Annotated in this window: 30 protein-coding genes; 13 read left to right on the top strand and 17 right to left on the bottom strand. The window is 71.7% G+C overall.

Features of this window, described 5'->3' with window-relative positions:
• Window positions 1–6: 6 nt before the first annotated feature.
• On the top strand, window positions 7–207 hold the full coding sequence (locus ACWGN5_RS25660) for a hypothetical protein (RefSeq protein ID WP_453519191.1): 201 nt from the start codon (window positions 7–9) through the stop codon (window positions 205–207).
• Window positions 201–944, top strand: coding sequence for a class I SAM-dependent methyltransferase (locus ACWGN5_RS25655; RefSeq protein WP_453519189.1), 744 nt, complete (start codon window positions 201–203; stop codon window positions 942–944). Before ACWGN5_RS25660 ends, ACWGN5_RS25655 begins: the two co-directional genes overlap by 7 nt.
• A gap of 198 nt (window positions 945–1,142) precedes the next feature.
• On the opposite strand, the gene ACWGN5_RS25650 is transcribed toward ACWGN5_RS25655, so the two are convergent.
• Entirely contained in the window at window positions 1,143–1,982 is an 840-nt protein-coding gene (locus ACWGN5_RS25650) for a class II glutamine amidotransferase (RefSeq protein ID WP_453519210.1), read from the bottom strand.
• Between the two features lie 133 nt (window positions 1,983–2,115).
• Between ACWGN5_RS25650 and ACWGN5_RS25645 the strand changes: the two genes are divergently transcribed.
• Window positions 2,116–2,601: a flavin reductase family protein gene (locus ACWGN5_RS25645; RefSeq protein ID WP_453519186.1), complete on the top strand. Its 486-nt coding sequence runs from the start codon at window positions 2,116–2,118 to the stop codon at window positions 2,599–2,601.
• Here the strand turns inward: ACWGN5_RS25645 and ACWGN5_RS25640 are convergent.
• The gene (locus tag ACWGN5_RS25640) at window positions 2,598–3,371 is read right to left on the bottom strand and encodes a metallophosphoesterase family protein (protein WP_453519184.1); all 774 of its coding nucleotides are present in this window, start codon (window positions 3,369–3,371) and stop codon (window positions 2,598–2,600) included. The genes ACWGN5_RS25645 and ACWGN5_RS25640 overlap by 4 nt on opposite strands.
• A complete protein-coding gene (locus ACWGN5_RS25635; RefSeq protein ID WP_453519181.1) occupies window positions 3,368–3,619 on the bottom strand; it encodes a hypothetical protein in 252 nt (83 codons plus the stop codon). Before ACWGN5_RS25635 ends, ACWGN5_RS25640 begins: the two co-directional genes overlap by 4 nt.
• A gap of 218 nt (window positions 3,620–3,837) precedes the next feature.
• Here ACWGN5_RS25635 and ACWGN5_RS25630 point away from each other — a divergent pair, with 218 nt between their 5' ends.
• On the top strand, window positions 3,838–4,848 hold the full coding sequence (locus ACWGN5_RS25630; RefSeq protein WP_453519178.1) for a DNA topoisomerase IB: 1,011 nt from the start codon (window positions 3,838–3,840) through the stop codon (window positions 4,846–4,848).
• An 88-nt stretch (window positions 4,849–4,936) separates the two neighbouring features.
• On the opposite strand, the gene ACWGN5_RS25625 is transcribed toward ACWGN5_RS25630, so the two are convergent.
• The 4 genes from ACWGN5_RS25625 to ACWGN5_RS25610 are packed head-to-tail and all read right to left on the bottom strand — an operon-like array spanning window position 4,937 to window position 7,334.
• Window positions 4,937–5,182 carry a DUF6480 family protein gene (locus ACWGN5_RS25625; RefSeq protein ID WP_453519175.1) on the bottom strand — a complete coding sequence of 82 codons (246 nt, stop codon included), beginning with the start codon at window positions 5,180–5,182 and terminating at the stop codon, window positions 4,937–4,939.
• Window positions 5,179–5,847, bottom strand: a complete 669-nt coding sequence (locus ACWGN5_RS25620) for an HAD family hydrolase (protein WP_453519173.1) — start codon at window positions 5,845–5,847, stop codon at window positions 5,179–5,181. The genes ACWGN5_RS25625 and ACWGN5_RS25620 overlap by 4 nt, the downstream gene beginning before the upstream one ends.
• A gap of 9 nt (window positions 5,848–5,856) precedes the next feature.
• Complete coding sequence (locus ACWGN5_RS25615; RefSeq protein WP_453519171.1) at window positions 5,857–6,822, bottom strand: LLM class F420-dependent oxidoreductase; 966 nt, start codon at window positions 6,820–6,822, stop codon at window positions 5,857–5,859.
• Window positions 6,823–6,860: 38 nt separating this feature from the next.
• A complete protein-coding gene (locus ACWGN5_RS25610) occupies window positions 6,861–7,334 on the bottom strand; it encodes a hemerythrin domain-containing protein (RefSeq protein WP_453519169.1) in 474 nt (157 codons plus the stop codon).
• Between the two features lie 177 nt (window positions 7,335–7,511).
• On the opposite strand from ACWGN5_RS25610, the gene ACWGN5_RS25605 reads away from it, so the two are divergent.
• Both ACWGN5_RS25605 and ACWGN5_RS25600 read left to right on the top strand, forming a co-directional pair.
• Complete coding sequence (locus ACWGN5_RS25605) at window positions 7,512–8,171, top strand: nucleotidyltransferase family protein (RefSeq protein ID WP_453519167.1); 660 nt, start codon at window positions 7,512–7,514, stop codon at window positions 8,169–8,171.
• Between the two features lie 193 nt (window positions 8,172–8,364).
• Window positions 8,365–8,643 (top strand): STAS domain-containing protein, encoded by a 279-nt coding sequence (locus ACWGN5_RS25600; protein WP_453519165.1) that lies wholly within the window; start codon window positions 8,365–8,367, stop codon window positions 8,641–8,643.
• Here the strand turns inward: ACWGN5_RS25600 and ACWGN5_RS25595 are convergent.
• Window positions 8,615–9,013 (bottom strand): hypothetical protein, encoded by a 399-nt coding sequence (locus ACWGN5_RS25595; protein WP_453519163.1) that lies wholly within the window; start codon window positions 9,011–9,013, stop codon window positions 8,615–8,617. The two genes, ACWGN5_RS25600 and ACWGN5_RS25595, sit on opposite strands and share 29 nt — an antisense overlap.
• A gap of 344 nt (window positions 9,014–9,357) precedes the next feature.
• Between ACWGN5_RS25595 and ACWGN5_RS25590 the strand changes: the two genes are divergently transcribed.
• Both ACWGN5_RS25590 and ACWGN5_RS25585 read left to right on the top strand, forming a co-directional pair.
• Window positions 9,358–9,990: a CBS domain-containing protein gene (locus tag ACWGN5_RS25590; RefSeq protein ID WP_453519161.1), complete on the top strand. Its 633-nt coding sequence runs from the start codon at window positions 9,358–9,360 to the stop codon at window positions 9,988–9,990.
• A gap of 35 nt (window positions 9,991–10,025) precedes the next feature.
• A complete protein-coding gene (locus ACWGN5_RS25585; RefSeq protein WP_453519158.1) occupies window positions 10,026–10,712 on the top strand; it encodes a response regulator in 687 nt (228 codons plus the stop codon).
• 9 nt (window positions 10,713–10,721) lie between these two features.
• On the opposite strand, the gene ACWGN5_RS25580 is transcribed toward ACWGN5_RS25585, so the two are convergent.
• Window positions 10,722–12,455, bottom strand: a complete 1,734-nt coding sequence (locus ACWGN5_RS25580) for a GAF domain-containing protein (RefSeq protein ID WP_453519155.1) — start codon at window positions 12,453–12,455, stop codon at window positions 10,722–10,724.
• A gap of 351 nt (window positions 12,456–12,806) precedes the next feature.
• On the opposite strand from ACWGN5_RS25580, the gene ACWGN5_RS25575 reads away from it, so the two are divergent.
• Together ACWGN5_RS25575 and ACWGN5_RS25570 are read left to right on the top strand one after the other, a co-directional pair.
• A complete protein-coding gene (locus ACWGN5_RS25575) occupies window positions 12,807–13,439 on the top strand; it encodes a CBS domain-containing protein (RefSeq protein ID WP_453519153.1) in 633 nt (210 codons plus the stop codon).
• A gap of 26 nt (window positions 13,440–13,465) precedes the next feature.
• Entirely contained in the window at window positions 13,466–14,452 is a 987-nt protein-coding gene (locus tag ACWGN5_RS25570) for an Acg family FMN-binding oxidoreductase (protein WP_453519150.1), read from the top strand.
• Between the two features lie 92 nt (window positions 14,453–14,544).
• Here ACWGN5_RS25570 and ACWGN5_RS25565 read toward each other — a convergent pair whose 3' ends face one another.
• Window positions 14,545–15,627 carry a zinc-dependent alcohol dehydrogenase family protein gene (locus ACWGN5_RS25565; protein ID WP_453519148.1) on the bottom strand — a complete coding sequence of 361 codons (1,083 nt, stop codon included), beginning with the start codon at window positions 15,625–15,627 and terminating at the stop codon, window positions 14,545–14,547.
• Between the two features lie 580 nt (window positions 15,628–16,207).
• Here ACWGN5_RS25565 and ACWGN5_RS25560 point away from each other — a divergent pair.
• The 3 genes from ACWGN5_RS25560 to ACWGN5_RS25550 are packed head-to-tail and all read left to right on the top strand — an operon-like array spanning window position 16,208 to window position 17,818.
• Window positions 16,208–16,858 carry a CBS domain-containing protein gene (locus ACWGN5_RS25560; RefSeq protein ID WP_453519146.1) on the top strand — a complete coding sequence of 217 codons (651 nt, stop codon included), beginning with the start codon at window positions 16,208–16,210 and terminating at the stop codon, window positions 16,856–16,858.
• The gene (locus ACWGN5_RS25555; protein ID WP_453519143.1) at window positions 16,815–17,156 is read left to right on the top strand and encodes a CBS domain-containing protein; all 342 of its coding nucleotides are present in this window, start codon (window positions 16,815–16,817) and stop codon (window positions 17,154–17,156) included. Before ACWGN5_RS25560 ends, ACWGN5_RS25555 begins: the two co-directional genes overlap by 44 nt.
• Before the next feature lie 5 nt (window positions 17,157–17,161).
• Complete coding sequence (locus ACWGN5_RS25550) at window positions 17,162–17,818, top strand: DUF4389 domain-containing protein (protein ID WP_453519141.1); 657 nt, start codon at window positions 17,162–17,164, stop codon at window positions 17,816–17,818.
• Between the two features lie 71 nt (window positions 17,819–17,889).
• Here the strand turns inward: ACWGN5_RS25550 and ACWGN5_RS25545 are convergent, their stop codons facing one another.
• The 7 genes from ACWGN5_RS25545 to ACWGN5_RS25515 form a co-directional block, all read right to left on the bottom strand.
• Window positions 17,890–18,483: an Rv1733c family protein gene (locus ACWGN5_RS25545; RefSeq protein WP_453519138.1), complete on the bottom strand. Its 594-nt coding sequence runs from the start codon at window positions 18,481–18,483 to the stop codon at window positions 17,890–17,892.
• A 48-nt stretch (window positions 18,484–18,531) separates the two neighbouring features.
• The gene (locus tag ACWGN5_RS25540; RefSeq protein WP_453519136.1) at window positions 18,532–18,798 is read right to left on the bottom strand and encodes a flavodoxin domain-containing protein; all 267 of its coding nucleotides are present in this window, start codon (window positions 18,796–18,798) and stop codon (window positions 18,532–18,534) included.
• On the bottom strand, window positions 18,795–19,250 hold the full coding sequence (locus ACWGN5_RS25535) for an Hsp20/alpha crystallin family protein (RefSeq protein WP_453519133.1): 456 nt from the start codon (window positions 19,248–19,250) through the stop codon (window positions 18,795–18,797). Before ACWGN5_RS25535 ends, ACWGN5_RS25540 begins: the two co-directional genes overlap by 4 nt.
• Window positions 19,251–19,659: 409 nt before the next feature.
• Window positions 19,660–20,580 (bottom strand): universal stress protein, encoded by a 921-nt coding sequence (locus tag ACWGN5_RS25530; protein WP_453519132.1) that lies wholly within the window; start codon window positions 20,578–20,580, stop codon window positions 19,660–19,662.
• Window positions 20,577–20,969, bottom strand: coding sequence for a hypothetical protein (locus ACWGN5_RS25525; protein WP_453519130.1), 393 nt, complete (start codon window positions 20,967–20,969; stop codon window positions 20,577–20,579). The genes ACWGN5_RS25530 and ACWGN5_RS25525 overlap by 4 nt, the downstream gene beginning before the upstream one ends.
• 376 nt (window positions 20,970–21,345) lie before the next feature.
• On the bottom strand, window positions 21,346–22,257 hold the full coding sequence (locus tag ACWGN5_RS25520) for a universal stress protein (RefSeq protein WP_453519128.1): 912 nt from the start codon (window positions 22,255–22,257) through the stop codon (window positions 21,346–21,348).
• A gap of 224 nt (window positions 22,258–22,481) precedes the next feature.
• Window positions 22,482–24,107 (bottom strand): sulfatase-like hydrolase/transferase, encoded by a 1,626-nt coding sequence (locus ACWGN5_RS25515; RefSeq protein WP_453519126.1) that lies wholly within the window; start codon window positions 24,105–24,107, stop codon window positions 22,482–22,484.
• Between the last annotated feature and the right edge of the window lie 495 nt (window positions 24,108–24,602).

Raw genomic sequence — 24,602 nt, 5'->3', positions numbered from 1 at the left:
CCAGCCGTGGGACGCCTCGTCCTGATCGTCGACGCCCTGATCGTCGACGCCCTGATCGTCGACGCCCTGATCGTCGTCGCCCCGGTCCTCGGTGGATCGCGCGAATCCCCTTCCCCGCCTCCGGATTGCCGCATTCACCCCGAGTTCCGATGCCGCTTCGGTCATGATGGTCGCATCATGCCGACTCAAGGGGAGCAGCAATGTTGAGGTCGGGGATCAAGCGGCTCCTGGGACGCGCCGGATTCGACATCGTGCGCAGCACCAACAACCGGGGCGGGGTGGACGACTTCATCCCCTTCGAGGCAGCCATGCGGGCCGCACGGGCAGCCGGGCTCTCGGTCGGCGACTACATCGACGAGGTCATGAACGGCACCCCCGGCGCCACCCAGTTCACCGTGGACGAGCTGCGGGCCCTCGGCGTCTTCGCCGCCGCTCCGGAGACGGTGCTGGAGATCGGCCCCGGGTCGGGCCGGTACCTGGAGAAGACACTGAAGGAGTGTTCACCCGGCCGCTACGAGATCTACGAGACGGCTGCGCCCTGGGCCGACTACCTGGTGGACACGTTCAAGGTGCTCGCGCGGCCGACGGCCGACTGCAGTCTCGCCCCGACACCCGACGCGAGCGTCGACCTCGTTCAGGCCCACAAGGTCTTCAACACCGTGACCTTCCTCAACGCCTCCCGCTATTTCTTCGAGATGGCCCGCGTCACGCGACCCGGTGGGCGGATCGTCTTCGACGTCATGACGGAGACCTGCCTGGACCCGGCCACGATGCGCGCCTGGGCCACCCAGGGCGGCGCCGGGCACGACTCCTACCCGGCCGCGATGCCCCGCCAGGCGTGCGTGGACCTCTTCGCGAGTCTGGGCTGCGGCCTGGAGGCCGGCTTCCTGGCCCCGATGGGCTTCGCCTCCACCGAGGTACTCGTCTTCCGGAAGGAAGCCTGACGGTCGGCCGGCGCGGCTCAGCCTTGCAGGACCGGCAGGACCCGCTCCCGGTGGGCGTCGAAGAACGTCTCCTGGTCGGGGCCGATCTGCCCGACGTATACCTCGTCGAATCCGGCCCGCGCAGAGGCGCGCACGGTCTCCACGTGCGCGCCGGCGTCGGAGTACGAACCGTCGTCACGGAATCTCAGGTCGTCACCGTCAGGGAAATCTCGGGGAGAACGCGAGGTAATCGGCGTCCAGGCCGGCGGGTATCGCCGTGTAGCTGGCCTCGGGCAGTTCGTTCCACACACCGGGCAGGTCACCCAAGGGCTCGGAGACCACGATGCGGGTCTCGTCGGAGATCTCCCTCAGGTAGTCCAGCTCCGGGTACAGATGGCGGACGGTCTCGGCCCTGCTGCTGTAGAAGAGCGAGCGGGACTTTCCCTCGCTGGAGTAGCGGAAGGCCCATACGCGCTCGCCGTCGCTCACGGCCACCGTCATCTGCAGCGGATTCGCTACGCCGTGTTCCTTGCCGACCCGCTCGATCAGGCCCACCATGCCGGCCACCGCTCCGGGAACGTCCTGGTCGAGACCGAAGGTGACGGCCAGGTAGAACATCACCTCGGAGTCCGTCGACCCTTCCATGAAGGGGAAGAGCACCGGATCGACGGCCATGCAGAGGTCGCGCTGCAAGCGGGGGAAGTCCGCGATGGCCCCGTTGTGCATCCAGAGCCAGCGGCCGTGGCGGAACGGATGGCAGTTCGTCTGCTGGACCGCGGAACCGGTCGAGGCGCGGACATGGGCGAAGAACAGGCTGGAGCGGACGTGGGCGGCGAGCTCGCGCAGGTTGCGGTTGTTCCACGCCGGACCGACATCGCGGAAGACCGCCGGCGTTCCGTCGCCGTCCGGGCTGTACCAGCCGACTCCGAAACCGTCGCCGTTGGTCGACTCGACGCCCATCCGCGCGTGGAGGCTCTGGTTGATCAGTGAGTGCTCCGGGCGGTAGAGCACCGCGTCGAGCAGCAGGGGCGAACCCGAGTACGCGAGCCAGCGACACATCCGCACCATCCCCTTCCGTCCATGATCCGAGCCTACGCCGGAGCGGGCTTTCCCCCCAGGGCGGCAGAACGCGGCGATTAGCAGGCCGGAAGCCGGGCACTCTCACGTCACCGCCAGACCCGAGGAGCTGACCGTGGTGGGCCTTGACAGCTTCACCGACGTGCTCGACCACCCGATGTACGTCGTGACGGCGACGGCCGAGGGTGAGCGGGGCGGCTGCCTGGTGGGCTTCGCGTCGCAGTGCTCGATCGACCCGCCGCGATTCGTCGTGTGGCTCTCCACCGCCAACCACACCTACCGCATCGCACGCCACGCTTCCCACCTCGCCGTCCACACTCTCCGCCGCGACCAGAAGCAGGTCGCCGACTGGTTCGGAGGGCAGACCGGCGACGCCGTCGACAAGTTGGGCCCCGTGGCGTGGCAGCCCGGGGAGGGCGGGGCGCCGGTACTGGACGACTCCTGCGCCTGGATCGTGGGCCGGATCGAGAAGCTCGTCGACGGTGGAGACCATGTCGGCTTCCTGCTGGCACCCGTCACACAGAGTCCGCCCGGCCGCGACAGCTCGCCCCTGCTCCGGTTCAGCGACGTCGCAGACCTCTCGCCCGGACACCCGGCCTAGTCCCCGATCCCCGACCCGGCGAGCGGGAGGTGGTACAGCGCGAAGGCCCTGCCGATGACCGGCTGGGCCACGTTCCGTACCCGTACCCCGCCCGCCGTCATGCCGTGCTCGGTGCCGAGGTGGGCGTGGCCGTGTACGGCGAGGTCGGCGCCCGCGCCGTCGATGGCCTCCGCGAGGAGGTAGCTTCCCAGAAAGGGATAGATCTCGACCGGTTCGCCCGCGAGCGTGTCGGGGACGGGGGCGAAGTGGGTCAGGGCGATCCTGGCCCCGCAGCCGTCCGCGGACACCTCGACCAGGGCCCGGTGGAGTCCTTCGGCGCCGCGGCGGGCGCTGCGGACGAAGTCCTTCATCTCGCGTTCGCCGAACTCCCCGGCGCTGCGGCCCGCGAATCCGCCGCAGAAGCCCTTCGCCCCGGCGACGCCGACCTTGCCGCCGGCCACCGGCAGGACCACCCGGTCCCCCTCCAGGACCGAGACTCCGGCGTCGGTGAGCACGCGGGTGACGTCGGCCTCGCGCTCGGAGTGGTAGTCGTGGTTGCCGAGCACGGCGACCACGGGGACGCCGAGGTCGCGGACCTCCCCGGCGACCACCTCCGCCTCCGGGACGGTGCCGTGCCTCGTGAGGTCGCCGGCGAGGAGGAGCAGGTCCGCGCAGAGCGGCAGCGTCTCGAAGGACGGCCGCAGGAGGCCCCGGCAGTCCGGGCTCAGATGGATGTCGCCGACGGCCGCCACGCGGACGACGGCCCCGTTCCTGTCGCCGTGGGAGGTCACGACAGTTCCTCGGGCCGGTCGGGAGGGTCGGCGCACGCGATCAGCAGGTCCGCGTGGACCGGGATGCCGGCCAGCTCCGCGTCGGCGATCCGGAGGATCTCGTCGCGGCGGCCGGCAGTCGGGAGGGTGCCCGTCAGGAGGACCGCCGCGCCCCGCGCCTCGACGCGCACGCCGAGCTCGGCCACGTCCTCGCGCGCGAGCCGGTCCCTGAATCGGGCTATCCGGTACTCGCTCTCGTCGCCGCTCATCGTGCTCCTCCGTCCTCGGGCCGTGAAAGTGCCTCGCGCCGAAGGCGGTACGGGGTGACGTACCAGCAGAGCGCGGACCGGAGCATCACCCCGCCGTCCCGTCGTGCGACGTGCGGTTGCCCGGGGGACGCCTCCGCAAACGTCCGTACGGTCCGCCGTGGCCACGACACAGCGGTCACGGGAGGGCAGGAGGCACCGTACGGCAGCACAGTGGAAGGGTGCGGCTCAGGACCAGCGATCCCGACCGGCCGGGCTGGCGGCGGGTCCGCCACGGCCGGGGTTTCCGCTACCTGGACGCGGACGACGCACCCCTGGGCACGGAGGACCGGGCCCGAGTCGTCGCCCTGGTGATTCCTCCGGCGTGGCGGGACGTCTGGGTCTGCCCCTGGCCCAACGGCCACATCCAGGCCGTCGGCACGGACGCGGCCGGCCGCAGGCAGTACCTCTACCACGAGGACTTCCGGCGGCGGCAGGAAGAGGCGAAACACGAGCACGTGCGGCAGGTCGCCCGCAGCCTGCCCCGCCTGCGCCGGGCGGTCGCGCACGATCTGGACCGGCGCGGGCTCTGCCGGGAGCGGGTGATCGCCTGCGCGGTGCGCCTCCTCGACCTCGGTTTCTTCCGCGTCGGCGGCGAGCAGTACCGGCGCGACAACGCCTCGTACGGCCTCACCACCCTGCTGCGCGAGCACGCCCACTGCGCGCGCGGGGAGGTCTGCCTCGGCTACCCGGCGAAGTCGGGCCGCCGGCAGACCAGGGCCCTCGTCGACGAGCCGGCGTACGGAGTGGTCCACGCGCTGCTGCGGCGGCGGGGCGGGGGCGACCGGCTGTTCGCGTACTGGGAGGGCCGGGCCTGGCACGACGTCCACGCGGAGGACCTCAACGCGTACCTGCGGGAGCACGCGGGGAGCGACATCACGGCGAAGGACTTCAGGACGTGGCACGCCACGGTCCTCGCCGCCGTCGCTCTCGCGGTCTCCTCGCCGGTGGCGGACGACTCGCGCACCGCGCGGTCGAAGGCGGAACGGCGGGCGGTCCGGGAGGTCAGCGACTACCTCGGCAACACGCCCGCGGTCTGCCGGGCCTCGTACATCGACCCGCTCGTCGTCGACCGCTTCGAGGACGGCGTCACGATCGCCTCGGCGCTGGAACGCCTGGGCGAGGAGGGCCGCTTCGGTCACCCGGCGACGCGGGGCGCGGTCGAACGCGCGGTGCTGCGCCTGCCCGGGTGAAGGCCATGAAGGCCACCCCTCTACACCTCGGCGCCTCGACGCCGTGGCGGCGCCCGCGTGCGGCAGCGCGTCCTCGTCCCGCTCCGATTCAGCCGGTGGCCAGGACGATCGCGTACACGAGGAAGAACAGGGCGCACGCGACGACCAGCAGCCACAGGACGAGGAGCGGGCCGGCCGCCCAACCGCGGCGGGGCGGCCGGTGGGGTCCGGTGGCCGTGCCCGTCCCGGACTCGGCGGGCGGTGTCCCACCGCCGGGGAAGCCTCCGCCGGAATCGACTCCGGGAATCCGGCGGGGATCGGGATCCGGGTTGCTCGCTCCGGTCATGTCGTTCATCTCCCGACGGTCGTGAAGGGGCTGGAGTGCAGATGGGTGAGAAGGTCCGCCGGGTCGTCGTACACGGCGGCGGCGCCCGCATCGACGAGGTCGGCGCGCGGGATGCCGCCGCACAGCAGACCGGCGCGGGCCACCCGGGCGTGCCGCGCGGCCTTCATGTCCCAGACGCTGTCGCCGACGAACACGGCCCGGCCGGCGGGCACGCCGACGAGCGAGAGGGCGTGTTCGATTGGGTCGGGGGCGGGCTTGCCCTCCTCGACGTCGTCGGCCGTGGCGGTGTCCGTGAGGGCCTCGTCGGCGTCGACGGCGCGGCGCAGCGCGGCGAGCTCCCGGTCCTTGGCCGAGGTGACCAGGACGACCTGCCAGCCGTCGTCCGCGAGCGTCCGCAGCAGGTCGCCGGCCCGGTCGAAGGCCTGGAGGCGTTCGAAGAAGGTGCTGTAGAGGGTGTCGTGCGCGGCGCCGAGCCGGTCGTCGTCCAACCGGTCGCGGTCCCCGCCGAGCAGGTGGTCGATGAGCTGCTCGCCGGGCAGGCCGATGGCGCGGTGCACGGCGTGGGTCGGCACGTGGTGGCCGTTCTGCCGGAAGGCCTCCCACCAGGCGACGACGTGCAGGTGGTTGGAGTCGACGAGGGTTCCGTCGATGTCGAAGAGTGCGGCGCGGTCCACGTCGGGCTCCTACAGGTCGCGGAGGGCGGGCAGCAGGGTCGTATCCGCCCAGTGGAGGAAGGGCAGTTGGTGGGCGCCGCCGATCTGGACGAGGGCGAGGTCGGTGAAGCCGGCCTCGGCGAAGGGGCGGGCGGCGTCGAGGACGGCGTCCACGTCGTCCCCGCAGGGGATGCTCTTCGCCACGTCCTCGGGCCGGGTGTGCGCGGAGGCCTGGTCGAACCCCGCCGGGAGCGGGAGCTCGGCGTTGAGGCGCCAGCCGCCCAGCGCCCACCGGAACTGTTCGTGGGCGCGGGCCGTGGCCGCGTCCCGGTCGGTGTCGTAACAGACGGGCAGTTGTCCCATCCGGGGTTTCCCCGCACCGCCCTGGGCGTCGAAGGCGTCGATGAGCTCACGTTTCGGCTCCGTGGTGATCACCAGGTCGGCGTGGCGTCCGGCGAGCGCGCAGGAGCGGGGGCCGGACACGGCGATGCCGAGGGGCGGTGGCGTGTCGGGGACGTCCCAGAGTCTGGCGTCGTCGACCTGGAAGTGGCGGCCGTGCCGGGTCACGTACTCCCCCGTGAACAGGGCGCGGATGATCTCGGCGGCCTCGTCCAGCATGGCCAGGCGGACGCGTGCCGAGGGCCAGCCCCGGCCGACGACGTGTTCGTTGAGGTTCTCACCCGAGCCGAGGCCGAGCCGGAACCTGCCTTCGGAGAGGAGCTGGAGGGTCGCGGCCTTCTGGGCGATCACCACCGGGTGGTAGCGGAAGGTCGGGCAGGTCACGAAGGTCATGAGCGGAATGCCGGAGGTCGCCTGTGCCGCAGCTCCCAGGACGCTCCACGCGTACGGAGCGTGTCCCTGGGAGGTCAGCCAGGGGAAGGAGTGGTCCGAGATCACGGAGAAGTCGAATCCGACCCGTTCCGCCTCGACCACGTGTCCGACCAGCTCACGGGGGCCTGCCTGCTCGGTCATCATCGTGTACCCGATGTGCATCATGTCCCGCGACTTGCCACCACCGGGGTGTCCGAAACGGCCTACTCGTCGGCGCTCGGCACGTCGAGGGGGCTCTCCGGCGCGTCCTTCCGTGCCGCTTCCATGCGGTCGCCGAGTGCGAGCAGTTGCTTGCGCCCCATCGCCTTGCGCACCTCGGGGAACCAGTCCTGTTCCTCTTCCTCGACGTGGTGGCGCACGTTCTCCATGAGGACGGTCATCTTCGCGTCGAACCGCTCGTCCGCGGCATCGAGACCGTCCAGCTCCGAGAGCATCCACAGCACGGCATGGTGTTCCTCGACACTCTCCAGGACGTGATCCTTCGTGTCGGGGGCGGCTTCACGGGCCGCCGGGTAGAAGACCTTCTCCTCGATCCAGGCGTGCGTGGTGAGCTCCCTGATGACCTCGTCCGCGAGCTCGCGTTTCCGCTGGAGATCGTCGTCTCCCGCCCGCTCGAAACCCTTGAACAGCTTCTCCACCGTCTTGTGGTCCTCGCGGAGCAGCACGATTCCGTCCATCACGGCTTCCCTCTCGGTCGTGGCCTCCCGGCCGCTCGCCGGGCCGGTCCGCACCGGCGACTGCCCACCGCGGTGCGACCCGAACCGGTCGGCACGGGTGGGTTTCCCGGGGGTGGGTAGACGCAGGTCCGTCCCCCACGAGGCCATCGCCACCGGCTGCGAGGAGAGGAGCAGGCCATGGATCTCACGGAAGGCCCGGCCGCACAGCCGGCGGTGGACGCATCGGACCTCCTCCCTCAGGGAGCGCCGCACACCCCGCCCCCCTCCCTGCCCCTCGATCACACGCAGGCGATCCTGGAGACGACGAAGGAGGTCGGGGCCGCGCTGAAGGCATCCGGGCGCCCGTTCGCCCTGGTCGGCAGTGTCGCCGCGTACGCGCACGGCATCCCGGTCCGGCTCCAGCACGACACGGACTTCGCGCTCCTGCGCGAGGACGCCGAGGTCGTCACGGAGTCCTTGCGGGAGCGCGGCGTCCGGATCGTCGACCCGCCCGAGGACTGGCTGGTGAAGGCCCGTGCGGGCGGGGAGGAGATCGACCTGATCTTCTCGCTCGCCGGGCGACCCGTCACGGCCGAACTCCTGGCCCGCGCCCAGACGCTGCCGGTGGACTCCGTGCACATGCCCGTGCTCGCGCCGACCGACCTCATGGCCTCCCGTCTCCTCGCGCTCTCCGAGCACCACTGCGACTTCGGCCCTCTGCTGCCGCTGGCACGAGGGCTACGCGAACGGATCGACTGGGAGCGGGTGAGCGAGGACACCACGGGCGCGCCGATGGCCCAGGCCTTCCTGTACCTGCTCGAACTGCTGGACGTACTGCCCCGTCGGAGCGGCTCGTGAGCTCATCGAGAAGAGCGCGCCGCCCCGCGTCTCGTTGGCTTGGTGATACGGCACCGGCATGACCTGCACAGGCATAGGCGCACGCGCGCGGGGCAGAAGCCGGGCGTCACACAGGAGGTGCACCATGGCCGCCGGCACTGTGCACACAGGTCACCCGACTCCACCCGCGGACCCCGGTCGGAACGTGGTACGCGTGAGCGGTGAAATGGACCTGGAACACGCGGAAGAGCTACGCGCCTCACTCAGGGCAGCCCTGACCAGTGCCCCGGCGGGCTCGGACATCGTCGTCGACCTGCAGAACTCCTCCTTCTGCGACTCCTCAGGACTCAATGTCCTGCTGACAGCCAGACTGTGGGCACTGGAACGGGGACAGCACCTCGTCCTGGCGGCACCCAGCCACCAGATGATCAGAATCCTGGAGCTCACGGAGGCGGACCACCTGTTCACGTACATCCCCGGGACCCAGGACTGACCCGAGCCTCAAGCCTTCGCGCCTGCGCGAGAAGGCCCTGGCCGGCTGGCATCTGATCGCTGACGCCGAGGAGTTCCAGACCTATCCCGTCCCGCTCACCGACGTGGTCGACCAGGTCGAGGACGCCGGGCGGAAGGTGGTGGGCGGGCTGATGCTCGACCGCGTCGCGGCCGACGACAGCCTGGCCCCGTGGCGCCCGGGTCCTGGGCTGGTGCCGGCCTTCCGGCTCGGCGCGCACCTCACCCACCTGCTCCTCCAGGGCGACCCACGCAAGATCGTCTCCGGCGAGTGGGACCAGCAGTTCGTGGCGCCCGACCGGGAAGTACATGAGCCGCCACCGCCCGCCGGCCGACTCCACCAGCATCTTCATCGCGTCACGGTCCTTGCGCGGCCACAGCCCGTGGTCCCCCACCACGTCCCGGCCCTCGGTGACCAGTACCGCTCGAAGACCACCTCGTCCACCGACAACCGCACCGCACCGCACCCCGGGGCTCCAGCACTCGCTGGGCAGAGGTCCCCGCTTCTACGACGACCTGGCCGCCGCAGCTGCCTCCGGCCGCTCGGAAGGTTCACCCTGCCTCGGCCCGCTCGGCAACTCATCGACGGCACGACACTCCTCTGCCGACTGGGCCATCCGGCCCTCCTCGCACCCGGCCCTCCGGGGGAGACTCGGTAGGGAAGACCCGTCGAAGCCTCCGTCCTGAGGAGCACACGATGCCCTCCTCGCGCTACACCGTCAGTGACGTCATGACACACACCGCCATCGCGATCGGCCGTGACGCGTCCTACAAGGAGATCGTCGCGCTCATGGACGAGTGGAAGGTGAGCGCGCTGCCCGTCCTTGAGGGCGAGGGGCGCGTCATCGGGGTCGTGTCGGAGGCAGACCTGCTGCCGAAGGAGGAGTTCCGGGGCGTCGATCCGCGTCCGGACGAGTTCCCCGAAGCCGCGAAGGCCGGGGCCGTGCACGCCGTGGAGCTCATGTCGAGTCCGGCCGTGACCGTACATCCCGACGCCTCGCTCGCCGAGGCCGCGCGGATCATGGCGCGGCGGAAGGTGAAGCGGCTGCCGGTGGTGAACGAGATCGGGATGCTGGAGGGGGTCGTCAGCCGCAGCGACCTGCTCAAGGTGTTCCTGCGCACGGACGAGGAGATCGAGGCGGAGATCCGTCGTACGGTACTCGGCGGGTCGGCCGCCCTCGCGGACCTGGACGTCGACGTGGTGGAAGGTGTGGCCACTCTGCGTGGTGCGCTCCTCGACCGGGCCCTGGTGCCACTGCTCGCGCGCGCCGTGCGGGCCGTGGAGGGCGTGGTCGACGTACGCATGCATCTCGACGGACAATCCTCGTAGGGGCGGGCAGGAACCCATCGACCGCAGGGGTCGCCATGACCGAGCTGCCGACAGCCGCATCGCCCACGCGGGTCTTCCTCGTGGACGATCACGAAGTGGTCCGACGGGGCCTGCGTGATCTGATCGACGACGAAACAGACATGGAGGTCGTCGGGGAGGCGTCGGGCGTGGACCAGGCGCTGGCCAGGGGGCCCGCCCTGCGGCCGGACGTGGCCGTGCTCGACGTACGGCTGCCGGACGGCGACGGGATCTCGCTCTGCCGCGAGCTGCGCTCACGGATGCCCGAACTCGCATGCCTGATGCTGACCTCGTTCGACGACGAGGACGCCCTCATCGACGCGATCATGGCCGGGGCCGCCGGGTACGTGCTCAAGCAGATCAAGGGCTCCGATCTGGTGTCGGCGGTACGGACCGTGGCCACGGGCCAGTCGATGCTCGACCCCGCCACCACCGCTCGGCTCATGCATTCGCTGCGGGATCCCCTGGCGGCCAGGCCGCCGGAGGACGAGCGGCTCGCGGTGCTGTCCGAGCGGGAGCGTTCGGTGCTCGACCTGATCGGTGAGGGGCTCACCAACCGGCAGATCGCGAAGCAGCTGTACCTGTCGGAGAAGACGGTCAAGAACCACATCTCGCGGCTGCTCGGCAAGCTGGGTGTGGAGCGGCGGGTGCAGGCGGCCGTGATCGCCGCACAGGCCCACGAGCACGAAGCGGACGCGAGGTAGATCGGCGTCTCAGTCGCGTCCGGCCGGCAGTGGGATACGCCATTCGAGCAGCGTGCCGCCGGTCGGTGCCGGCCGCGCGCGGAGCGACAGCTCACCGTGCAGGCGTTCGGCCCGTTCGGCGAGGTTCCGCAGTCCGCTGCGCGCGCCACCCGGCCGCAGGCCCACTCCGTCGTCGCTCACCGTCACCGCGAGGACGCCTTCCTCGACGACGACGGACACCTCCGCGCGGCGGGCGTTCGCGTGGCGCGCCACGTTGGTGAGGGCTTCGCCGATGACCGCGACCACCTCGTCGGCCACCTCGGGCGGCACGTCCGTGTCGAGAAGGCCTTCCATGCGCAGCGCCGGGGTGAAGCCGAGCGTCGACACCGCCGCGTCGACCGCCTTCACGACGCGGTTCCTGAGCCTCGGCGCCGTTCCCGGAGTGTCGTGCTCCCGCAGGCCGAAGATGGTCGCGCGGATGATCTTGATCGTGGAGTCGAGATCGTCGATCGCCCGGGTCAGCCGGTCCGCGGCCTCCGGGTGCTCGACGAATCGGCGTGCGCTCTGCAGGGTCATGCCGGTGGCGAACAGTCGCTGGATCGCGAGGTCGTGCAGGTCGCGGGCGATCCGGTCGCGGTCCTCCAGGAGGCTGACCTGCTCGGCGTCGCGTCGACGGTCGGCCAGTTCGAGGGCGAGGGCCGCCTGCCCGGCGAAGCCGGGCAGGACGCTGATCTCCACACCCGTGAAGGGGGAGCGACCTGCGGATCGCGCGAGGATGAGCACACCGCTCAGGCGTTCCTTCGTGCCCAAGGTGACGGCCACCGCCGGCCCGAGTCCCTTCCATCGTTCGGGCTGCACCGTGATACGAGGATCGTTCCCCACGTCGGCCACGGTGGTCAGACCGTCCCGGGTCAAAGCCGCGGCGGCGAGGGTTCCCTCGACACTGGGCAGCACGACGCCCCGGTGTGCCTCGGCGCCCTCGCCGCAGGCCAGCGAGCCGCGCAGCTCTCCCCCCGGTCCGAGCAGGTAGAAGACCCCGATGTCGGCGCCGGCGATGTCCACGGCCCGCTCCAGCATGCCGCCGAGGACCTCGGTCTCCTCCGCGCCGGACAGAAGAGCGCTGGTGAAGTCGGAGCTGGCGGCCAGCCAGCGCTGACGCAGCCGTCCTTCCTCGTAGAGGCGGGCGTTCTCGATGGCGATGCCGGCCGCGACGGCCAGGGTCGTGACGACGGCCTCGTCCTCCGCGTCGAAGTCGGCCCCGCCGCGCTTCTCGGTGAGGTAGAGGTTCCCGAACACCTCGTCGCGCACGCGGATCGGGACGCCGAGGAACGTGTGCATCGGCGGATGGTGAGCCGGGAAGCCGTACGAGGCAGAGTGCTCGGACAGCTCCGAGAGGCGCAGCGGCTGCGGGTGGCGGATCAGCTCGCCGAGGATGCCGTGGCCGGACGGCAAGGCGCCGATCCGCTCGCGCAGCTCCTCCTCGATGCCGATGGGGACGAATTCGGAGAGCTTCCGGTCGTCGCCGATGACTCCCAGAGCCCCGTACTCGGCGTCCACCAGGGAGACAGCCGCCTCCACGATGCCGCTCAGCACCTGGGGCAGGTCGAGGCCGCGACCGACCGACATGACCGCTTCCAGGAGCCCGTTGAGCCGGTCCCTGGTGCCCCGGACCTCGTCGACGCGTGCCTGGAGCTCGTCGAGGAGTTCGTCCAGTCTCAATCGTGGCAGCCGCGTGTCCGCGGATCCGGTGTTCTCCCGGCCCATCGCAGCCTCCGGTCGCGTCAAGCGCGCGCACGACACCCGTCGCGCCCGGTTTCACGGTAGTCCGGATGCCCGGGCCGTTCCTGCTGGGCAGGGCCGCCTGAACGCGGTCCGGGCGTAGGAAGGGCACGTACAGCGCGGCGGCGGCCGGCAGTGCGGAGGGAGGGCGGCGCCGTCGGAGGGCCGCTGGGGGCAAGTACGGGGACCAGAGGTCCCCTCGGGGCGCGCGCCGGGTCCGAGTCCGATCGGGCCCCGCTGTGGACCGTTCGGCCCTCGCCGAGCGCCGGCCGTCCGATCAGGGTGGTGACACGGAACAGCGCACGGCAGCGGCACGCGCGAACAGGAGGCGCGGCGATGAAGCACATGAAGGTCGGCGGCCTGATGACCGCCGACGTGGTCTCGGCCACCCCTGGGGCCTCGTTCAAGGAAGTGGCGAAGCTGCTCGCCGAACACGACATCACCGGAATCCCCGTCGTGGACGAGGACGACCACGTGCTCGGCGTCGTGTCCGAGAGCGACCTCCTGGCCGCCCGGGAGCCGATCGCGCGGGCTCTGATGACCGAGCCGGCCGTCACCGTGCACGCCGAGCAGTCGGTGGCGGACGCGGCCCGTCTGATGGTGCGGCGCGGAGTCGAGCGCCTTCCGGTGGTCGACGAGGAGGAGCGGCTGGTGGGCATCGTGACCCGGCGCGATCTGCTGTGCGTGTATCTCCGTCCGGACGCGGAGATACGGCACCGCGTGCGCGAGGACGTCCTCTCCGACGTCATGGGCCTGCCCGCCGACGCGGTGGACGTGCACGTCCTGGACGGTGTGGTGACCCTGGCAGGCCGCCTCCGGTGGCACAGCCAGGCACGGCTGCTCGTGAACCTCACCGAACGTGTCGACGGCGTCGTCGCGATCGTGGACCGCATCTCCGCCCAGGAGGACGACACCCGGTCCGCGCCCGCCGCGCGGACCGCACACGACGCCTTCGAACGCATCCCATGAACCCCCGCACACAGGCAGGAAGAGCCGTGACCACCACCGATCTGCCCCGGGCGCTCGTGACCTCGATGGTCGAGGACGCCATCACCGCACCGTCGATGCACAACGCCCAGCCGTGGAAGTTCGTCCACCGTGCCGGCACCGACACCGTCGCGCTGCACGGTGACCCCTCGCGCGAGATGCCGCGCGAGGACCCCGACCACCGCGCCCTCCACCTCGGCTGCGGCGCGGCCCTGTTCAACCTGCGCGTCGCCGCCGCTCACCACGGCCGGAGGGCTGTGACCCGGTTGCTGCCCCGCCGCGACGACCCCTGGCACCTCGCCGACGTGCAGCTGCCGCAGGCCCCCGTCGACGACGACCTGGCCGCACTCCACCCTGCCCTGCGGAGCAGGCACACCAGCCGGTTCCCCTTCACCGACGAGCAGATACCCCCGGAGATCCTGGACGGCCTCCAGGCCGCCGCCCTCCTGGAAGGGTGTCGCCTGGTCCTGCCGGGAGCGTGGCACGCCGACACCGTCCTGGGCCTCCAGCACGTCGCCGAGCTGTTCGAGTCCGCGGACACCTCGGTCCGGGCGGAGATCGCTGCCTGGATCCGGACGGGCGCGGCCGACGAGGGAGACGCGGCCGAGGGCATCCCCTCGTACGCCCTCGGCCCACGCCAGTACGACGTGACCGCTCCGGTCCGGAACTTCGACGTCGCCCGCCGTGTGACCGGCCGCCCCTCCGTCCGGTTCGAGAAGCGCCCCCTGATCGCCCTCCTGGGCACGGCCAAGGACACCCCGAGAGACTGGCTGAAGGCGGGCCAGGCGATGCAGCACGTGCTGCTCCGGGCCACCCTCGACGGTCTCTCCAACTCCCTCATGTCCCAGCCTCTCGAATGGCCCGAACTCCGCGCCGAAGCGCGTGACCCGAGTTCCTCGATCGGCTACGTCCACATGGTGATCCGCCTGGGCTACGGGCCCCGGGGCCGGTCCACCCCGCGGAGGCCGGTCTCCGAGGTGCTCGCCTTCGACTGAGTGGCCTTCCCCACCGGTCGCCCCGGCGACACGGCGTCCGTGCCGGGCGCCGAGGCGGCTGGCCGTCGAACTGGCCGTCGACGAACCCCCGTTCATCCGGCCACCGGAGGTGCAGGGGCCTGGAGGGCCGTGTGCTGCGGGCCACCGAGCGTGACTTTCAGTGCGCCGGTGTCGGCCGCGCGGCCGAACACGTCGTACGCCTCCTCCATCTGCCCCAGTTCGAAGCGGTGGGTGACCAGCTCCGCCGCCGGCAGCCGGCCGGCGGCCATCATGCGCAGCAGCATCGGAGTGGACGACGTGTCCACGAGGCCCGTGGTGATGGTGATGTCCCTGATCCACAGGTCCTCGAGGTGGAGCACCGCTGGCTTGCCGTGGACCCCGATGTTCGCGACCCGGCCGGCGGGCCGGACCATACGGGTGCACATCTCGAAGGTCTCGGGAACCCCGACCGCCTCGATCGCGACGTCGGCGCCCAGACCCTCCGTCAGATCCTCGACGAGCTGCTCCGGTTCTTCGCCGACGGTCACGGTGGCTTCGGCGCCGAGCCTGCGCGCGGCTGCGAGCCGGGACTCGTCGAGGTCGACGGCGATGATGCGGCCGGGGCTGTAGAGCCGTGCCGTGGCGACGGCGGCGAGGCCGATGGGACCCGCGCCGACCACGACGACCGTGTCGGCCGGCCGTACCCCGCCGTTGAGGACGCCCACCTCGTAGGCGGTGGGGAAGATGTCCGCGAGCAGGACGGCGTCGAAGCTGTCGACCGCGTTCGGCAGCGGGTGCACGGACAGGTCGGCGAACGGCACCCGTACGTACTCCGCCTGCGTGCCGTCGAGGGTGTGTCCGAGGACCCAACCTCCTCCGCCGGCGCACTGGCCGTAGCGGCCCTCGCGGCAGAAGCGGCAGCGGCCGCAGGCCGAGATGCAGGAGATCAGGACGCGGTCCCCCGGCCGTACGGTACGGACGTCCCGGCCGGTCTCGACCACCGTGCCCACGGCCTCGTGGCCGAGCACCCGGCCGGGCGTCACCTCCGGGACGTCGCCCTTGAGGATGTGCAGATCGGTGCCGCAGATGGTGACGACGTCGACTCTTACGATCGCGTCGCCGGGGTCTTTCATTCCCGGGTCGGGCACGTCCCGCCAGGCGATCGAGCCCGGTCCCTCGAAGACGGCTGCCTTCATGGCTCCCACCCACTTCCTCACGGTGCGTTCGGGTGTCCTCCTCGATCAGGCTCAGCCGCCGTGCCGTGGCGGCGCATGTGCCGGTCGGCCCCCAGGAAGGGACCGGTCGGGCCCTGCAGGCCGCGGGGTCCGGTGCGACGGTGGAGAGCGGACCACCTTCCGAAGGAGGGCCGACCATGTCCGAGGCAGCCCCGCACACCGCCCCTGCTCCCGGCGCTGCGCCCCTCGCCACGCCACGGCCCGCCCTGCTCACGTTCCTGGGCGGGGTGGGAACGGTCACCGGCGGCAAGTTCCTGGTCGAGGGCGACCACGCACGGATCCTCGTCGACTGTGGTCTCTTCCAGGGTTTCGCGAACCCGCGGCGCCGCAACCGGGAGCGCCTGGCCCGTCTGGAGGACGGCCATGCGCCGGTTGTCTCCGGGGACCTGGGACGGCCGGGGGCACCCGCTGCGGCGAACCGGCCGCGGCGGAGGCGCTGCGCGTCGCCGCCGGGACGCGCACGCCCCCGGCCGTCTCGTCGACGACTTCTTGCCGCGCGCAAGCGCGGAAGCCCTCGCACATGCCCGGTGAGGAGAGAGCCATGACCAGCCGGCCGTTCACCGTCGCCGACGTGATGACCAAGAAGGTCGTCGCAGTCCTGCCCGGCGCCGACTTCAAGGAGATCGTCACCACGATGCAGCGCTGGAAGGTGACCGCCGTCCCCGTCGTCGAGGGCGAGGGCCGTGTCATCGGCGTGGTCTCCGAGGCGGACCTGCTCCTCAAGGAGGAGTTCCATGAACACCGGCTCGGCCTCGTCGAACAGATGCGACGCCCCGAGGCGACGGCCAAGGCCGGCTCCAGTCGGGCCGAGGACCTGATGACGTCACCCGCCGTCACCGTCGCCTCCGACGCGTCCCTGCCGCAGGCCGCCCGCCTCATGGCCGTGCACCGCGTCAAGCGGCTGCCGGTCGTCGACGGGCGCGGCGCGATCCAGGGCATCGTGAGCCGGTCCGACCTGCTCAAGGTCTTCCTGCGCCCGGACGACGACCTCGCCGCCGAGGTCCGCCGCGATGTCGTGGAGCGTCTCTTCCCGCTCTCGCAGCGCGGGGTCGACGTCCGGGTCGATGCCGGCGTCGTGACGTTGTCCGGTACGGTCCGCGACAGCGAGCTCATCCCCGTCGCGGCCCGTCTGGCCGGCGGTATCGAGGGTGTGGTGGACGTACGGTGCGGGCTCACCGTCGGCGCGGAGTAGCCGTGTCGTCGTCGAAGACGACGGGCGGCTCGTCGGCGTCCTCAGCCGCAGCGACCTCGTCCAGCTCTACCGGCGCAGGGACCGGGCGATCCAGGAAAAGATCGTCGAGAACGTGATCACCCGCACTCTGAGTGCTACGGGAGGGGTCATTCGCAGCGGAACGGTACGGCGCCGCGGGTTCGGGAATGTGTTGGTCATGCTCTGCGACAGCGTCGACGGCGTCGTAGGGGTCGTCGACCGGCTGCCGTACGAAGAAGACGAGCTGCCGCACGAAGAAGACGACCTGCCAGGGAAGTGACGATCATGGACACACTGCGCGCCCCCTACCCGCCGGTCGTGGTGACGGCCGAACTGGACGGCAAGCTGTCACGATGGCTGTGGCTGGTCAAATGGATCCTGGTGCTCCCCCACTGGATCGTGCTGGTCTTCCTCTGGATCGCGTTCGTCCTCGTGACGGTGATCGCGTTCTTCGCCATCCTCTTCACCGAGCGCTACCCACGGGCCCTCTTCGACTTCAACCTCGGCGTGCTCCGCTGGTCCTGGCGCGTCTCGTACTACGCGTACGGCGCCCTCGGCACGGACCGCTACCCGCCCTTCAGCCTCGGCCCGGAACCCGGCTACCCGGCCCGGCTCGACATCGCCTACCCGGAGCGCCTCTCGCGCGCGCAGGTCCTGGTCAAGTGGTGGCTGCTCGCCATCCCCCACTACCTGGTGCTCGCCTTCTTCACCGGCGGCATGCGTGCCGGCTGGTGGAGCGGCGGCCTGATCACCCTGCTCGCCCTCATCGCGGGCTTCACCGTGACCTTCACCGAACGGTATCCGCGCGATCTGTTCGCCCTGATCGTCGGCCTGAACCGCTGGGTCCTGCGCGTCGCGGCCTACGCGAGCCTGATGACCGACGCCTATCCGCCGTTCCGTCTCGACCAGGGCGGCGAGGAGTCGGGGGCGGAGGTCCGCTGACGGCGTCGCCGAGAGCGGAGGCGCGAGGGACGGGCACGGCGTGCGCCGGACTCCGCTCGACCGGGCTGCGATCAGACATCGCCGTTCCCCGGGCCGCTGCCCCGCCGGAGCCGGCCGGACCAGACGGGCTCCACCTGTTCCCATTCCCGCTCCCAGGCCGCGAGCCGTCGGCCTTCGGCGCTCCGCCGGACGAGGGCGAGTGCGCCGGCCGCCGTCGCCCCTGCGGCGCCCGCCACAGCCGTGCCGCCTGCGACGGCGCTCAGCGCGAGGTCCGCGGTGGTGTCCGGCGGACGCACCGGAGCGCCCCTGTCGTCCACCCAGAGGGTGACGGCGCGGCCCTGAGGCGTCCTGGGCGGGACATGGACGGGTCCGGACCTGCGGACGTGGTCCGGGTACTCCCAGACGGCCGGTGCGACGGACTGCGGCTCGGCGCCCGGCCGGACGGCGGCCGGCGGGTCCTCGGACCGCGCGGTGGTGGTCGCCTGCACCCGGTGGCGGTGTGCGGCGACTTCGCGGTCGGCCCTGGCCCCGGTGCGCCACAGGATCCCGGCGGCCGCGGCACCGCAGATCAGGGCTATCGCCAGGACCACGACCAGAGCGGCACGCCTGGCGGGCCCGCTCCCGGACGCGGTGGGCTCGGGGCCCGACGGCTTCTGGTGGAACATGGCACACCTCCGGGGCAGGACGCCCGCCGGACGCTTCAGCGGTGCCGCTCAGCGCAGGGAGCCGAGCTCGCTTCCGATGTGATGGGCCCATGCCCGGACCCGTGTCGGGTTGCGGAAGTCTCCGCCTTTGCGTCCGGCGTAGAGGGCTCCGCCCAGGACGACCCCGTCGTAGCCGCTGACGTCGGTGACGGTGTCGGCCGGCAGGACGACCGCGTCGATGCCGTCGGCCCGGAGCGCCTTGCCGATCTCGTCGGCGATGCCCGCCGTCGCCCCGTGCCTGCTGCCGTGGGCGACCGGGACGCGCTTGGCGTTCATGACGTCCCTCCCCCTCCGGTGTCGTCGGCTCGCCGTACGGGGATGGTCCGTCGGGTCTCGGCCTTCTCCTCCGGCATCGGGACACGGACGGTGAGGATGCCGTCCTTGTACGAGGCGTCGACGTCGTCGGCGGGGATCGCCACCGGGAGCCGTACGGTGCGGCGGAAGGACCCGTAGCGGAACTCGGAGTGCTCCTTGTCCTCCTCGCTCTCGCTGTGTTCCGCGCTCACCGTGATGAGGTCGGCTTCGACAGTGATGGTGAAGTCGTCGGGGTCCATCCCCGGCAGTTCGGCCCGCAGCACATACGCGCCGTCACCACTGGACACCTCCACGGGGATGGAGTGGGCGGCGGTACCGGGGCGCCATCCGGGCAGCCCCGGGAATTCCCGGCTGAACCAGTCGTTGAGGTCGGGGAAGCGGCTGTGCCTGCGTTCCACCTTGTCTCGGGTCATCGTTCTGCTCCTCAGAGGAAAGCCGCGGGCACCTGGATCGTGTGCACCGGACGCCGAGGGCGCCCGTTCGTCGCCACGGGACGTGGGACGGTCCCGGGCCGCTGCGGCGGCATCTCGTCCGTCGCCGCCCACCGCCCGGTCCGGGGACTCGGCTCCGCGTCCCGGGCGGGACGGCGTCGTGTCTTGCGGGGCATGGCCACTCCGTTCTGACCGCGCTCAGTACGGGAGCGGACGGCCGGAAGGCGTCCGCAGGTCGACAGGGTGGGGCCGGCGGGTCTGCTGAGGGCTGCCGCTGATCCGCATCCGCCGCATCGTTCTCACCTCTCCGGGAGGTCCGGACCGCTGTCCGGGGCTGTTCCGGTCCTCCCACTGTGCCTCGGGGGGCGGGGGAACCGCAGTGCCGAGGGGGTCAGCCCGTCGGGGCCGGTCGGTCCGTACGGGACCGGGGCCGGTCGGCCCCGGAAGCGGTGACGTCCGGCGTTCCCGTCCCGGGGAGCGGAACAGCGATCACGGGGCAGGCGGCATGGTGCAGCAGTCCGTGGACCGTGGAACCGAGCCGCATACCCGAGTAGCCCCCGCGGCCCCTGCGTCCGACGACGACCGCGAGGGCCTCGCGGGAGGCATGGGTGAGTTCCTCGACAGGGTGCCCGCGCAGGATCACCTGCTTCACCTCGACGTCCGGGTAGCGGTCCGCGCAGCCGGCCACCGACTCGGCGAGCAGTCGGCGACGGTCCGCCAGGCCCTCGACCCCGTCTGCGTGGGACAGCGGGGGGCGGGGCCACACCCAGGCCGCCACGAGTCGTGCCTCGCGCAGGCTCGCCTCCGCCGCGGCGAATGCGACGGCTGCCCTGCAGTCCCTGCTGCCGTCCACGCCGACGACGATCAGTGGCGGGTGGACGGACGTGTGTTCCGGTGCGCGGATCACGACGACGGGGCAGTCGGCGCGTGCCGCCAGCGGGACGGCCACCGAGCCCTCGCCGAGAACCTCGGCGGCCCTGCCCAGGCGGCAGGAGCCGACCACGGCGAGTGCCGCGTCGGGTGTCCTGTCGCACAGCACGGTCGCGGGGGCGCCGTCGACGAGCTCCGTCGCGGTCCACAGGCCGCCGTGCAGCTCCCGTACGAGGTCCTCGGCGTTGGCGAGCGCCGACTCCGCTCGGACGCGCAGGGAGCCCTGATGGCCGACCGCGGCGTACCAGAACCGGTCGTGGACAGGGGGAACGGCGACGACCAGGCGCAGCCTCGCACCTCTGCGGGCGGCTTCGCCGGCAGCCCAGACGAGGGCCGGGACGGACAGTTCGCGGGGGTCGATGCCGACCAGGACCTCGCTCACGACCGCCCGACCTCCGCGACGAAGACGGAGGGGATGACCTCCACCGGGCAGCGGGAGTGGTGGACGCGCGCGTGGGCGACGCGGCCCGGGGACGGCCCGACGCCGAGCGTGCGGCGGCCACGGCCCCTCACGAGCAGGTCGGTACGACCGCTCGCCTCGATCAGGAGGCCCGGGATGCTCGTGCCGGTCTCCACGTGGTGCCCGACGAGGTCCGGGAAGCCCTCATGGCCCGCGGCCGCGGTGTCGGCCGGCAGGTCGCGCGCGGCTTCACGTACCGCCTGGATCGTCTCGGCGTCGGCCCAGAGCGCGGCCGTACGCGCGGAGGGGGAACCGTCGACTCCCACGGTGACGACGCCGAGGTCCGGTCGGGTGAGGATCTCGCTGGCCATGGTTCCTCCCGCGGAGTACGCCTCCCAGGCACGGGACCCGGAGGGGCACCTCCCACGCTGGCACCGTGGTGGCCCTCCTGGGGATGGGCCGTTCGGCCCCGATCGAGACCCGCCCGGCCCCTCCGTCACGCAGGCCGACGGGCACAGCCCGATGTTCTGGAGTCCGTACGCGATCCGGCTTTCGGAGGCGGGAGGAAAGCGTCGCCGCCGCTGGGCGGTGAGGGAAGCGGTCCTGCGTGAGGTGCCGGTCCGCCTGTTGCACGCGGACGAGTGGCCGACCGCGCCGTCCGCGAGCCGGACCAGGAACTCGATGCCAGGAGTCGGCAGTTGCTCTTCCGGCCGAGGTCGCTCACACGGTGTCGGGCGGCGGAGTTCATCACTGGTCTCCCTCCGAGGGGGCGGGGCGGCGCTGAGGGACGACGGCGACGGGGCAGGAGGCGTGGTGCAGGGCCCGGTGGGCGACCCTGCCCAGCTCCAGGCCGACCAGGCTGTCCCGGCGTCGCGCCCCGACGACCAACAGGTCGGCCGCGGCGGAGCGCTCGGTCAGCACCCGGTGCGCGGGGCCCTCGACCGTGCTTCTGCGCAGCCGGACCCGGGGAAACTCTTCCGCCATCCGTTCCAGGGCCTTGTCGAGGAGTTCCGCCGCTCGGTGCTCCAAGGTCGAGGCGGGCTCACCGGTGAGGAGCGGGTGCTCGGCCGGTTCGTGAACGGGTCGCCGCCAGGTGCGGACGACGTCGAGATCCGCGCCCCGGGCAGCCGCCTCGCTAAAGGCGAACCGTGCGGCCGGGGCGTCCACGTCGTGGTCGCCGATGCCCAACAGGATCCGCTGGTGGCGCGCTTCCAGGGCGTACTCGTCCCCACGGACGACGACGACCGGACCGTGGGCCCGGGCTGCCACGACGAGGCCGACGGATCCGAGCAGAAGGTCGGCCAGCTCTCCGCGTCCACGCGACCCGACCACCAGGAGCACGGCTTCCCGCCCCTCCCTGAGCAACGCGCCGGACGCGTCCTCGGCCAGGACGTCCGCGGTGAGGGTGAGAGCGGGAGCACGTCGCCGGGCCCGTTCCGCGGCCGTGCCGACGATGTTCTCCGCGAGGACCTGGCCGGAGGGCCGGTCCCTGGACCAGGCAGGCACGACCCCTTCGTAGTGTTCCCACAGCGAGGCGTGCACGATGCGCAGCAGCCATCCGTGCCGTACCGCTTCGTCGACGGCCCAGTCCAGCGCCGTGAGACTGGCGTCGGAACCGTCGACGCCCACCACCACGGGGCCTACCGCGGGCGAGTCCATCGTCCCCACCGCCTTCCGAGTACGAGGTGGCTCACGGCCACGCTCGCACCGGGTCACGGTGGCCGACAGGGCCGACCGGTCCCGGCCTCGGCCCGTGTGTCCCCCTCAGCGACCGCAGGGGAGGACACACGGGGAGCCTGGGCGGCAGGGACGACGGAGGAAGGACCCATCCGCTTCTCGCGGATCCCGATGGGGGGGGTGCGCGGCCTGACGCCGCGCGGCCCTCAGCCTCCCGATGCGGCCGCTCCCGCCGAGGCCGGCCGGTCGGTGTCGCCGTGCCACGTGGGCCAGCCGAGCAGCCGGGGACGCTCGGTGACCCAGGCGCGGGTGTCCGCGCCGATCTCTGCGTCGATCAGGGCCTCCAGGAGGCCGGAGTAGCGCAGGACGAGGTCACGGTGGGCGGGGTCGGCGGCGAGGTTCCGGACCTCGCCCGGGTCCGCCTGACGGTCGTACAGGACGACGTCGTTGTCGGCGTACAGGGAGTCGAGATCCCTGGGCCGGTTCGGGTTCAGCGGGGAGAAGTAGCGCCCGTAGGTGTAGCGCTCGTCCGTGTATCCGCGCAGGAAGCCGCGCTTGGTCCAGTCGGGGCGCAGGGCACCGGACTCGATGCGTGCCGGGGCGTCGGGGTCGGCGAACTCGAACCAGAACGACGCGTCCAGGGTCACGATCGACTCGACCGCGGAGAGGACTCCGGAGCGTACGGGGGATCCGTCGAGGACCGGTACGAGGGAGCGGCCCTTCAGCTCGGGGAAACGGTTGGCGGTCTCCTCGGGGGTGACGCCGGCGCAGGCGAGGAGGGTGGGGGCGAGGTCGACCGCCGATCCGAGGGCCTCGGTGCGGGTGCCGCCGGGGACGTCGGGGTGGCTGATGATGAACGGGATGTGGAAGTTCTCGTCGTAGACGAGGTTGCCCTTCTGTCGCAGTCCGTGGGAGCCGGCCATCTCGCCGTGGTCGGCCGTGAAGACGACGACGGTGCGGTCCGCCTGACCCGAGGCCTCCAGCGCGTCGAGGACCAGCTCGACGCTGCGGTCGACGTCGCGCAGCGCGTTGAGGTAGAAGTTCAGACCGTCGTACCAGTGCGCGTCATCGGCGACGGGTCCGAAGACGGTGTCGAGCATCCGCGCGAACTCGGCCACCGCGGGGGCCGCGCCCGACAGGTCGTCGTGCAGGCTGTCGGGAAGCTGGAAGTCCCACCGCCTCCGGTACACGGGAATGTCGGCCGCCGCCTTGGCGACCACCGCGTGAGCGAGCCCGAACGGCAGCTCTACCTGGGGGGAGCCGCCGTAGTCGAAGCTCATGATGTCGTGCGGGTTGACGAAGTTGACGGCCATGAACCACGGCTGGTCCGCCGCCACCACCGGGGCCCGGTCACGCAGCCATCGCACCGCCTGGCCGGCGATCACCGGATCGACCTTCAGCCCCGCCCACGCTCCTCCGTCGATGTCTCCCCAGTCGTTGAACTCGCTGAACCCGTACGGCTCCAGGGCGTCCTTCGTGGATCCGGGCCGCTCCGGGGTGACGTAGGCGTTCGAGAGGTGCCACTTCCCCTGGTAGGTGCAGTAGTAGCCGGCCGAGCGCAGCATCGTGCCCAGCGTGCCCAGGGCGGGATCGAGAGGGCGGATGTACGGCATGTTGTCGTTGTCGTAGATCTCCGTGACGGGCAGGTGCCGACCGGTGTAGAGCACGGACCGGGCCGAGCTGCACATCGCGGAGGCCGAGTAGAACCGTTCGAAGGTCGTCCCCCTCGCGGCCAGCCGTTCCCGGGCCGGCAGCGAGAACCCGTCGGGGCGGGGAATCACCGCCCGCTCCTCGTCGGTGGTGATCAACAGGATGTTCGGGCGACTCGTCATGGCCACCTGCCCTTCGATGGTTCTCGTGCGGGGCACTGCATCCCGAATCTAAGAGCCGGCGACGCCGACGAGCCCGCACGGACACGGACCGTGAGGCTGTCCGAGTGACGGAGCCGAGGCGTAGGGGGCTCTGGGACGTCGACCCAGGCGGTGACGAGTCGAGACGCCGGTTCGGGCCGGGGTCCGGGCGCGGTCGGCGGCATGCGGCGCCGCAGCGGCCGGCCTCTGCTGCGGGCGCCACGCTCGTCCGGCTCCCGACCTCGGAGTACCCCGGGTTCGAGATCGTCCGGATCCGACCGGTGGCGCATCGGTGCGCACTCGCGTCCTTGCGCCGATAATCGCTCCGTGATGCGCATGCGCACAGCTCGCCCCCGAAACCCAGCACCGACGTGCCATCAGGAAAGTCGGCATTGAGTCGGCATCAATACCGCACGGAACCGACGACACACCAGCACGCCAGCCCTGACCTGCGGAAACGCAGGTCAGGGACTTGTC

The organism is Streptomyces sp. NPDC055815 (genome assembly GCF_053616475.1).
The sequence above is the reverse complement of the archived record's forward strand: the minus strand, read 5'-3'. Positions and strand labels throughout refer to the sequence as shown.

Coding starts and splice junctions, on each gene's coding strand:
- ACWGN5_RS25525 (WP_453519130.1), bottom strand. CDS start 20,969: ATGGCCAGCGAGATCCTCACCCGACCGGACCTCGGCGTCGTCACCGTG.
- ACWGN5_RS25635 (WP_453519181.1), bottom strand. CDS start 3,619: ATGAGCGGCGACGAGAGCGAGTACCGGATAGCCCGATTCAGGGACCGG.
- ACWGN5_RS25610 (WP_453519169.1), bottom strand. CDS start 7,334: ATGGACGGAATCGTGCTGCTCCGCGAGGACCACAAGACGGTGGAGAAG.
- ACWGN5_RS25535 (WP_453519133.1), bottom strand. CDS start 19,250: ATGACCCGAGACAAGGTGGAACGCAGGCACAGCCGCTTCCCCGACCTC.
- ACWGN5_RS25565 (WP_453519148.1), bottom strand. CDS start 15,627: ATGAAGGCAGCCGTCTTCGAGGGACCGGGCTCGATCGCCTGGCGGGAC.
- ACWGN5_RS25650 (WP_453519210.1), bottom strand. CDS start 1,982: ATGTGTCGCTGGCTCGCGTACTCGGGTTCGCCCCTGCTGCTCGACGCG.
- ACWGN5_RS25560 (WP_453519146.1), top strand. CDS start 16,208: ATGACCAGCCGGCCGTTCACCGTCGCCGACGTGATGACCAAGAAGGTC.
- ACWGN5_RS25540 (WP_453519136.1), bottom strand. CDS start 18,798: ATGAACGCCAAGCGCGTCCCGGTCGCCCACGGCAGCAGGCACGGGGCG.
- ACWGN5_RS25615 (WP_453519171.1), bottom strand. CDS start 6,822: ATGATGCACATCGGGTACACGATGATGACCGAGCAGGCAGGCCCCCGT.
- ACWGN5_RS25625 (WP_453519175.1), bottom strand. CDS start 5,182: ATGAACGACATGACCGGAGCGAGCAACCCGGATCCCGATCCCCGCCGG.
- ACWGN5_RS25550 (WP_453519141.1), top strand. CDS start 17,162: ATGGACACACTGCGCGCCCCCTACCCGCCGGTCGTGGTGACGGCCGAA.
- ACWGN5_RS25585 (WP_453519158.1), top strand. CDS start 10,026: ATGACCGAGCTGCCGACAGCCGCATCGCCCACGCGGGTCTTCCTCGTG.
- ACWGN5_RS25605 (WP_453519167.1), top strand. CDS start 7,512: ATGGATCTCACGGAAGGCCCGGCCGCACAGCCGGCGGTGGACGCATCG.
- ACWGN5_RS25520 (WP_453519128.1), bottom strand. CDS start 22,257: ATGGACTCGCCCGCGGTAGGCCCCGTGGTGGTGGGCGTCGACGGTTCC.
- ACWGN5_RS25595 (WP_453519163.1), bottom strand. CDS start 9,013: ATGAAGATGCTGGTGGAGTCGGCCGGCGGGCGGTGGCGGCTCATGTAC.
- ACWGN5_RS25580 (WP_453519155.1), bottom strand. CDS start 12,455: ATGGGCCGGGAGAACACCGGATCCGCGGACACGCGGCTGCCACGATTG.
- ACWGN5_RS25575 (WP_453519153.1), top strand. CDS start 12,807: ATGAAGCACATGAAGGTCGGCGGCCTGATGACCGCCGACGTGGTCTCG.
- ACWGN5_RS25545 (WP_453519138.1), bottom strand. CDS start 18,483: ATGTTCCACCAGAAGCCGTCGGGCCCCGAGCCCACCGCGTCCGGGAGC.
- ACWGN5_RS25590 (WP_453519161.1), top strand. CDS start 9,358: ATGCCCTCCTCGCGCTACACCGTCAGTGACGTCATGACACACACCGCC.
- ACWGN5_RS25515 (WP_453519126.1), bottom strand. CDS start 24,107: ATGACGAGTCGCCCGAACATCCTGTTGATCACCACCGACGAGGAGCGG.
- ACWGN5_RS25655 (WP_453519189.1), top strand. CDS start 201: ATGTTGAGGTCGGGGATCAAGCGGCTCCTGGGACGCGCCGGATTCGAC.